This is a genomic window from Gordonia sp. i37 (genome assembly GCF_002043085.1).
Lineage (GTDB): Bacteria > Actinomycetota > Actinomycetes > Mycobacteriales > Mycobacteriaceae > Gordonia > Gordonia polyisoprenivorans.
Map to the genome: position 1 here is coordinate 1 of NZ_MVPX01000050.1, position 8190 is coordinate 8190.

Genomic DNA, 8190 nt, shown 5'->3' on the forward strand with positions numbered 1-8190 from the left:
ACCTCGTCGGGTGCGGCCGCGCCGGTCGTCTCGTCGTCGGTCATCGCAGCAGGCCCTTCAGCTCGATCGTCGGAGTGGCCTGCAGGGCCGCCTGTTCGGCGGCCCAGATGGCCTCTTCGCGATTGACGCCCAGCGGCATCTCGCCGATCTTGCGGTGCAGCGCGAGGATGGCGTTGAGCAACATCTCCGGGCGTGGCGGACAGCCGGGGAGATAGATGTCGACGGGTACCACGTGGTCGACGCCCTGCACGATCGCGTAGTTGTTGAACATGCCGCCCGAGCTGGCGCAAACGCCCATCGCCAGAACCCATTTGGGCTCGGTCATCTGGTCGTAGATCTGGCGCAGCACCGGGGCCATCTTCTGGCTGACCCGTCCGGCGACGATCATCAGGTCGGCCTGGCGTGGCGAGGCGCGAAACGCTTCCATCCCGAACCGCGCCAGATCGTAGCGACCGGAGGTGCTCGCCATCATCTCGATGGCGCAACACGCGAGGCCGAAGGTCGCGGGCCACAGCGATCCCTTGCGCATGAATCCCGCCAGGTCCTCCACAGTGCTCAGCAGGAATCCACTGGGCAGTCTCTCTTCGAGGCCCATCGCCTACCTCCTCGCCGCGCCGGACGGGTCACGGGCACATGTGTGCCGAACTCGCTATCGGTGCGCTCCCTTGTGCTCGACTCGTGCCGGATCTGTCACGTCAGTCCCACCCCAACCCGCCGCGGCGCCATTCGTAGGCGTAGGCGACGGACACGTTCACGATGAACAGGGCCATCGCCGCCAGGCCGAACCAGCCGAGCGCGTCGAAGGCCACCGCCCATGGGTAGAGGAAGACGATTTCGATGTCGAAGATGATGAACAGCATCGCGGTCAGGTAGTACTTGACCGGAATTCTCTGCACCACAGTCTGTCTCACGTCCGAGAGGGTGGACGTCCCCGCTCCGCCGCCGATGGGTTCGATGCCGCATTCGTAGGCATCGAGTTTGGCGCGGTTGGCCCGGCGCGGCCCCACCGCCGAGGCGATGACGACCGAGAACACCGCGAAGCCGAGCGCGATCGCGCCGAGAACGAGGATCGGAACATAGGCGTTCATCGCCGATCGACTCCCTCCGTGCGCTCGCTCAGTGGGTGTGAGCTGCTGGGTAGTAGCGGGCTGATGTGAGCTACAACACAACCTTACAAGCGCACGACGTCGTGTCGAGACATTTGGGAGAGTTTTCGGACGGTCGTCCCGACCAGGAGTCGAAATGCCTGTTCAGGACTGTTGCTGCGAGAGCTTCCCGCGCAACATGTCGCCCAGGGCTGCCGGCAATTCGATCGGATCGACCGGAAGCGTCGCGGCGGCGTCGGCCCGCGACCAGTCGGCCAGCCACCGGTCGGCGGCGCGACCGATCAGCACGAGCGTCGGCGGCCGCGGATCGTATTCGTCGCTCATCTGCTTGGCGATGCCCAGCCCACCTTCCGGCGAGGCCTCACCGTCGAGGATGGCGACATCGACGTTGCCGGCATCGAGTTGGGTGAAGACCATCGGTCCGGTCGCCACTTCCAAGAAGCTCAACTCCGGCAGATCGGGCACGGGCCGGGTGCCCAGCGCGCCGATGACCTGGCGACGGGTGTCGGCGTCGTCGGAGTACACCAACACCCGCAACACCGAAGGTCGCTGGGGCAAAGCATCATCGGTGCTGGTCACGTCGTCGGTGCCGCTCACGGGATTGATGCTACGTCAGTGTTCGGTGGAGAACCCGGTACGACGACGATGCGATTCGAGGGCGAGCGTGACCAGGCGGTCGATGAGGTCGGGGTAGGGCAGTCCGGTGGCATCCCAGAGTTTCGGATACATCGAGCCCGGGGTGAAACCGGGAATGGTGTTGACCTCGTTGAGGAGCCAGCCCCGACCGAACTCCTCGTAGAAGAAGTCCACGCGCGCCATGCCGGCGCAACGCATCGCCGTGAACACCTTCGCCGCGAGTTCGCGGACGTCGGCGGCGGCCTCCTTCGACAACGGTGCCGGGATCACCAGTTTCGCGGCGCCGGTGATGTATTTGTCCTCGTAGTCGTAGAATTCGCTGCCCGGCATGATCTCCCCGGGCACCGAGGTCTCCGGCAGCGCATTGCCGAGCACGGCCACCTCGATCTCACGGCCGTCGACCATTTCCTCGATGACGACGACGTCGTCGTAGCGCAGCGCGAGATTGATCGCGGCGTCGAGTTCGGCGGCGTCGTGGGCCTTGGTGATCCCCACCGACGAGCCCATGTTCGCGGGCTTGACGAACAGCGGAAGCCCCATCTCCTCGATCGCCCGGAAGGCGATGGTGCGCGGATCGTCGACGCCATCGCGGAACTCCAGCCACCGGCACTGCGGGATCCCGGCTTGCGCGGCAACCACCTTGGCCATCGCCTTGTCCATGCACACCGCGGAGCCGAGCACCCCGGCGCCGACATAGGGCAGCCCGAACAGCTCCAACATGCCCTGGATCGTGCCGTCCTCACCGTGCGGTCCGTGCAGCAGCGGCAACACCACGCCGATGGCGTCGTCGGACTGCCGGCGCAACTCGGCGAGCGGATCAACGGCCGTACCGGCGATCTCGAGTTCACCGGGCAGCTCGGTGCCCTCGGCGAGCGCGGCGATCACCTTGTCGTTGCGCACCCAGGTGCCGTCCTTGGCGATGCCGATCGGCCTCACCTCATACTTGGCGGGGTCGGCGGCGGCGATCACGTGCGCCGCGGTGACCCGGGAGACATCGTGCTCGGCGGACACACCGCCGTAGAGCACGATCAGACGCAGCAGGGGAGAGGCCATGGGGTCACGATAGCGTTAGGGCGTGCACATCCAGGTAAGTGAGATCGCCGACGTCGTCGGCGGAGAGCTGACCAACGGCGAGGACGTGACGGTCGACGGTGCGACCATCGATTCGCGTGCCGTCGCCGCCGGGCAACTGTTCGTCCCGATCGTCGCCGCCCGCGACGGACACGATTTCATCGGTTCGGCCGTCGCCGCGGGCGCCACGGCGTACCTCACCTCGCAGCCCCCGCGCACCGACGTCGCCGCCGCCGCGATCACCTGCGCCGACACCGCAACCGCGCTCGCCGACGTCGGACGACTCGTACGTCGCCGTCTGCCCGAACGCGTCGTCGGGGTGACGGGGTCGGTCGGCAAGACCTCCACCAAGGACCTGCTCGCCGGGGTGCTCGCGACGACCTTCGTCACCGCCGCCAGCGAGAAATCGTTCAACAACGAACTGGGCCTGCCGCTGACGCTGGCGAACGCCCCCGACGACACCGAGACCGTGGTCGTCGAGATGGGGGCGCGCGGCGTCGGGCACATCGCCGAGTTGTGCGCCATCGCCCGCCCGACCGTCGGGATCGTCACCCGCGTCGAGGGCGTCCACCTGGAATTGTTCGGCGACATCGATGCGGTCGGCCGGGCCAAGGGCGAACTCGTCGAGTCGCTGCCCGCCGACGGCATCGCCGTCCTCAACGCCGACCACGAGCGCGTGACCGCGATGGCCGAGCGCACCTCGGCGCAGGTGCTGAGGTACGGGCTGACCCCGTCGGCCGACGTCAGCGCCACCGACATCACCGTCGACGCGGCCCTGCGCGCATCGTTCCGGCTGCACACGCCGTGGGGGTCGACGCAGGTCAGTCTGGGTGCGCGCGGCGAACACCAGGTGTCCAACGCGCTGGCCGCGGCCGCGGCCGCCGGCGGGCTGGGGGTGCCCGTCGAGGCCATGGCCGACGGCCTGCTCGGTGCGGCGCTGTCGGGGTTGCGGATGGAACTGCACACCACCGACGCCGGTGTCACGATCCTCAACGACGCCTACAACGCCAACCCGACATCGATGGCCGCGGCGCTGCGGTCGCTGGCCGCGCTCGACGGTCGCCGCCGGATCGCGGTGCTCGGCACGATGGCCGAACTCGGGGCCGATGCACCGGCCGCGCACGAGCAGATCGCGCAGCAGGCGCAATCACTCGGGGTCGAGGTGATCGCCGTCGACGAACCGTCCTACGGAACGGTGGCCCGGCACGTCGGCGACGTCGAGGCCGCCGTCGCCGCCCTCGACGACCTCACCGAGGGTGATGTGGTGCTCGTCAAGGGCAGTCGGGTGGCCGCACTCGAGCGGGTCGCCGACGCACTGGGGTGATACCGCTGCGAGAAAACAGCTATGTCGTCTGCTGTTTCGCGGCGTTGGCCCGGATGATCTCGCGCAGGTAGGTCGCCAGGCCCGGCGCGACACCGTCGTAATGCTCGGTGAATCGCGGGTCGGCGACGTACATGTCTGCCAGGCACACCTGCATCTCGTAGCCGCAGTCGTAGAACTTCTCGATGGCGGCCCGATGTTGTTCGGCCAGGGTGTTGGCCTCCGCGGACCCAGGGCTCACACCGCGGCCCATCGCATCGGCCACGCGTGTCTCGAAGGCGTCGGTCTCCTCCTTGATCCGACGCCAATCGTCCTTCGAGTATCCGGCGGTGCGCTGTTGGCTCTGCTGCCACGCATCGGTGTCACCCCAACGTTCCTGTGCCTCGTCGGCGTACTCGTCGCCGAGCCAGTCGTCGCCGAAGATCTCGGCCTGCTCGGCCGCCGTCAACGCGATACCGGTCTTCTTCGCAGTCATCATGTCCTCCACAGCCGCGACCATTCGGGTGAGGTGAGCGATACGGTCGTGCAGCAGATCACGCTGGGTGGAGAGGTGTTCCAGCGCGTCGGCCGACGGATCGTCGAGCAGGGTCGCTATCTGTTCGAGAGGAAATCCCAGCTCCCGGTAGGTCAGGACCTGATGGAGCCGTTCGACGTCGGCGTCGTCGTAGACGCGGTAGCCGGCATGGGTGCGCGCCGACGGCGTCACCAGGCCGATCTCGTCGTAGTGGTGCAACGTTCGCACGCTGACTCCGACGAGCCGCGCCGTGGCGCCGACCGTCAGCACTTCGGGATGTCCTTCGCTCACTCCCCACACCTTCGGGTCTCACGTCACGTGAGGGTCAAGTCGCGCCGGTGGGAACGGGATGCGGTCGGTCAGGGCGTGAAACCGAGGACCTTGTCTCCCGATTGGCAGGCGGCGAGGATGCCCCGGACCTCCGACGGGCCGCACGTCCAACCGGAGACCTTCTGCTGTTGGCCGGTCGCGATCTTCGGGCTGTACTCGGTGCCGACCTTCTTCGCGGTCTCGCAGTCGACGTCGCCGGCGAGCACGAGCACGCGCAGCGCGCCGTCGGGGCCGGCCACGCTGCCGCAGGTCTTGCTCGTCGACGAGGTCGAGGCCGACTGAGCGCCCGAGGACGCCTCGGTGGTGCGCGACCGCGGGCTCGGGCCGGCGACGACCGGCACGCTTGTACTCGGTGTGGTGACCGAGGGGGCGGCGGAGGAGTCCTGCGCACCGGACTGCTGTTCGTCACCGCATGCGGCCAGCGACACCGTGGCCAGTGCGGCCATACCGCCTACCGCCAACGACCGGGCCGACCAGCGCGTCAAAGTGGGATGCGACATGGTCTTCACCGTAGCGAACCCGCCCCGGAGAACGAACAGACGACAACCGTCGGTTTGAGCTGCACGCTCATGGCCTGCGAAGATGCTCCGGTGAGTTCGCACGACACCTTCCGGATCGGCACCCGACTCCCCGGCACATTGGGGCGCACCGGTGTCATCACGACGCCGCACGGGGAGATCGCCACGCCCGCGTTCGTGCCGGTCGGGACCAAGGCGACGGTCAAGACCGTGCTGCCGGAGTCGGTGGCCGCGCTCGGGGCACAAGCGGTGCTGGCCAACGCCTATCACCTGTATCTGCAGCCGGGGCCGGAGATCATCGACGCGGCCGGCGGGCTGGGTGCGTTCATGAACTGGCGGGGCCCCACCTACACCGACAGCGGCGGGTTCCAGGTGATGTCGCTGGGCGCCGGGTTCAAGAAGGTCATCTCGATGGACGTGACCGGCGAGCAGGATGATCACAAGATCGCCGAAGGGCGCGAACGACTTTCCCACGTCGACGACGACGGCGTCACCTTCAAGTCGCACCTCGACGGCTCGTTTCATCGCTTCACCCCCGAGGTGTCGATGCAGATCCAGCATCAGCTCGGCGCCGACATCATCTTCGCCTTCGACGAGCTCACCACCCTGATGAACACCCGTGGCTATCAGGAGAATTCGTTGGAGCGGACCCGGCTCTGGGCGATTCGTTGTCTCGCCGAACACAATCGGCTCTCGGTCGAGCGCAGCCACCGCCCGCAGCAAGCGCTGTGGGGCGTGTTGCAGGGCGCGCAGTACGAGGATCTACGACGCAAGGCCGCGCGGGATCTGACCGAACTGTCCCGCATCGACCGGGAGAACGGCGGAAAAGGCTTCGGCGGCTACGGGATAGGCGGTGCGTTGGAGAAAGACAACCTCGGCACCATCGTCGGCTGGGTCAACACCGAGCTTCCGGAGAACGCACCCAAACATCTCCTCGGTATCAGCGAGCCCGATGACATCTTCACCGCCATCGAGAACGGCGCGGACACCTTCGACTGCGTCTCGCCGACGCGGGTCGCGCGCAACGGCGCCGTCTACACCCGCGACGGCCGGGTCAACATCACCAACGCGCGCTACCGCAAGGACTTCGGGCCGATCGACCCCGAGATCACCAATTACACCTCGCAATACACCCGCGCCTACCTGCATCACCTGTTCAAGGCCAAGGAAGGGCTCGCGGCGACGCTGGCAACCCTGCACAACGTCTCCTTCGTCATCGACATGGTCGACGGGGCCCGCCGCGCCATCGAGAACGGCGACTACGAGGCCTACCGAGACGACTTCCTCGGTCGCTACTACGCCGGCCGTGCCGCGCGCTGACGGCGCTCTTCTCCCCGCCGACAGCGCTCGTTTTGACGCCGACGGCGGCCGTCTTTCCGCCGACGGCGCCCCCGGGAACTCCGAGAGCGCCCGACCCGTTGGCTTTGCGTATCCTGTGAACCACCCCCGACCCGAGACCGAAAGCTCCGATGACCCGCGCGAAGCGCAAACGCAAGAAACCCCGACGATCCGGCCCCCATCCGGGGGCACCGTTTTCTGACCGAGCCGCGGTCATGCCCCCCGAGAGCGGGGCATCATGCTGCTGACATTGCTCGGAATCCTCATCGGCATCCTGGTGGTCTTGGCGATCACGGCGCTGACCGGCTACTTCGTCGCCCAGGAATTCGCCTACATGGCCGTCGACCGATCCCGCCTCAAGGCACGCGCCGAGGCGGGCGACACCGCCGCAACCCGTGCGCTCGCAGTGACCCGGCGCACATCATTCATGCTGTCCGGCGCTCAGCTCGGCATCACCGTCACCGGCCTGCTCGTCGGCTACGTCGCCGAACCGCTCATCGGCAGCGGCTTCGGTGACCTGCTCGGCGACGTCGGGGTCCCGGTGTCGGTCGGCGTGGCCATCGGCACGATCCTCGCGGTGCTGTTCTCGACGGTGATCCAGATGGTCTTCGGCGAACTGTTCCCGAAGAACCTCGCCATCGCCCGTCCCGAACCGGTCGCCCGTCGACTCGCGCTGTCCACCCGCACCTACCTCAAGATCTTCGGTCCACTCATCACGGTGTTCGACGCGGCGTCCAACCTGCTGCTCAAGGCGCTGCGCATCGAACCGGTGCACGACGTCGAGCATTCGGCGACGCCCCGCGACCTCGAACACATCGTCGCGGAGTCGGCGCAGGCCGGGGAGATCCCCGCGGAACTGTCCCAGCTTCTCGATCGCGTTCTCGAATTCCCCACCCGCGCTGCCGATCACGCGATGATCCCGCGTCCGCGCGTGGACACCGTGCCCGCCGACCTCGATCTCGCCGCGGTCCGTAGCCGGATGGCGAGCGGCCACACACGCTATCCCGTGATCGATGCGGGCACCGACGACGTCGTCGGGGTGGTCCACCTCGCCGACATCCTGGAATGGTCGGCTACCCCGGCCCCGACTGCAAGGACAGCCCGCGACCTCGCACGCCCCGCGGTGATCGTCCCGACGACGCTGCCGCTGCCGCAGGTACTCGACGACGTCACCGCCGCCGGGGACGAGATGGCGGTCGTCATCGACGAATACGGCGGATTCGCCGGCATCGTCACCACCGAGGACATGGCCGAGGAACTCGTCGGTGAGATCGACGACGAGCACGATCCCGCCGACACCGGCCCCATCGCGGTGCTCGCCGACGGCTGGGCGATCCGCGGTGACGCACACCTCGA

The 8190-nt window shown here is 67.6% G+C and carries 9 protein-coding genes; 3 read left to right on the forward strand and 6 right to left on the reverse strand.

Annotated features, from left to right (window positions below):
* Nucleotides 1-40 precede the first annotated feature (40 nt).
* From B1964_RS01865 to B1964_RS01880, 4 genes are all read right to left on the reverse strand, one after another.
* Nucleotides 41-595: an NADH-quinone oxidoreductase subunit B family protein gene (locus B1964_RS01865; RefSeq protein ID WP_006371687.1), complete on the reverse strand. Its 555-nt coding sequence runs from the start codon at nucleotides 593-595 to the stop codon at nucleotides 41-43.
* 100 nt (nucleotides 596-695) lie between these two features.
* Nucleotides 696-1088 (reverse strand): NADH-quinone oxidoreductase subunit A, encoded by a 393-nt coding sequence (locus B1964_RS01870; RefSeq protein WP_079928584.1) that lies wholly within the window; start codon nucleotides 1086-1088, stop codon nucleotides 696-698.
* 162 nt (nucleotides 1089-1250) lie between these two features.
* On the reverse strand, nucleotides 1251-1703 hold the full coding sequence (locus tag B1964_RS01875) for a hypothetical protein (protein WP_079928585.1): 453 nt from the start codon (nucleotides 1701-1703) through the stop codon (nucleotides 1251-1253).
* A 15-nt stretch (nucleotides 1704-1718) separates the two neighbouring features.
* The gene (locus B1964_RS01880) at nucleotides 1719-2795 is read right to left on the reverse strand and encodes a D-alanine--D-alanine ligase family protein (RefSeq protein ID WP_079928586.1); all 1077 of its coding nucleotides are present in this window, start codon (nucleotides 2793-2795) and stop codon (nucleotides 1719-1721) included.
* Between the two features lie 22 nt (nucleotides 2796-2817).
* On the opposite strand from B1964_RS01880, the gene murF reads away from it, so the two are divergent.
* Nucleotides 2818-4137, forward strand: coding sequence for a UDP-N-acetylmuramoyl-tripeptide--D-alanyl-D-alanine ligase (gene murF, locus B1964_RS01885; protein WP_079928587.1), 1320 nt, complete (start codon nucleotides 2818-2820; stop codon nucleotides 4135-4137).
* A gap of 19 nt (nucleotides 4138-4156) precedes the next feature.
* Here murF and B1964_RS01890 read toward each other — a convergent pair whose 3' ends face one another.
* Together B1964_RS01890 and B1964_RS01895 are read right to left on the reverse strand one after the other, a co-directional pair.
* On the reverse strand, nucleotides 4157-4939 hold the full coding sequence (locus tag B1964_RS01890; RefSeq protein WP_079928588.1) for a MerR family transcriptional regulator: 783 nt from the start codon (nucleotides 4937-4939) through the stop codon (nucleotides 4157-4159).
* Between the two features lie 68 nt (nucleotides 4940-5007).
* Complete coding sequence (locus B1964_RS01895) at nucleotides 5008-5478, reverse strand: hypothetical protein (RefSeq protein WP_253193851.1); 471 nt, start codon at nucleotides 5476-5478, stop codon at nucleotides 5008-5010.
* A 69-nt stretch (nucleotides 5479-5547) separates the two neighbouring features.
* Here B1964_RS01895 and tgt point away from each other — a divergent pair, with 69 nt between their 5' ends.
* Nucleotides 5548-6816 carry a tRNA guanosine(34) transglycosylase Tgt gene (gene tgt / locus B1964_RS01900; RefSeq protein ID WP_020173174.1) on the forward strand — a complete coding sequence of 423 codons (1269 nt, stop codon included), beginning with the start codon at nucleotides 5548-5550 and terminating at the stop codon, nucleotides 6814-6816.
* Nucleotides 6817-7072: 256 nt separating this feature from the next.
* A partial coding sequence (locus B1964_RS01905; protein WP_079928590.1) for a hemolysin family protein occupies nucleotides 7073-8190 on the forward strand: 1118 nt, incomplete at its 3' end.

What these genes read in the sequence shown, in the direction of transcription:
- B1964_RS01870 (WP_079928584.1), bottom strand. Translation starts at nt 1,088, where the DNA reads ATGAACGCCTATGTTCCGATCCTCGTTCTCGGCGCGATCGCGCTCGGC.
- B1964_RS01865 (WP_006371687.1), bottom strand. Translation starts at nt 595, where the DNA reads ATGGGCCTCGAAGAGAGACTGCCCAGTGGATTCCTGCTGAGCACTGTG.
- B1964_RS01895 (WP_253193851.1), bottom strand. Translation starts at nt 5,478, where the DNA reads ATGTCGCATCCCACTTTGACGCGCTGGTCGGCCCGGTCGTTGGCGGTA.
- B1964_RS01880 (WP_079928586.1), bottom strand. Translation starts at nt 2,795, where the DNA reads ATGGCCTCTCCCCTGCTGCGTCTGATCGTGCTCTACGGCGGTGTGTCC.
- tgt (WP_020173174.1), top strand. Translation starts at nt 5,548, where the DNA reads ATGGCCTGCGAAGATGCTCCGGTGAGTTCGCACGACACCTTCCGGATC.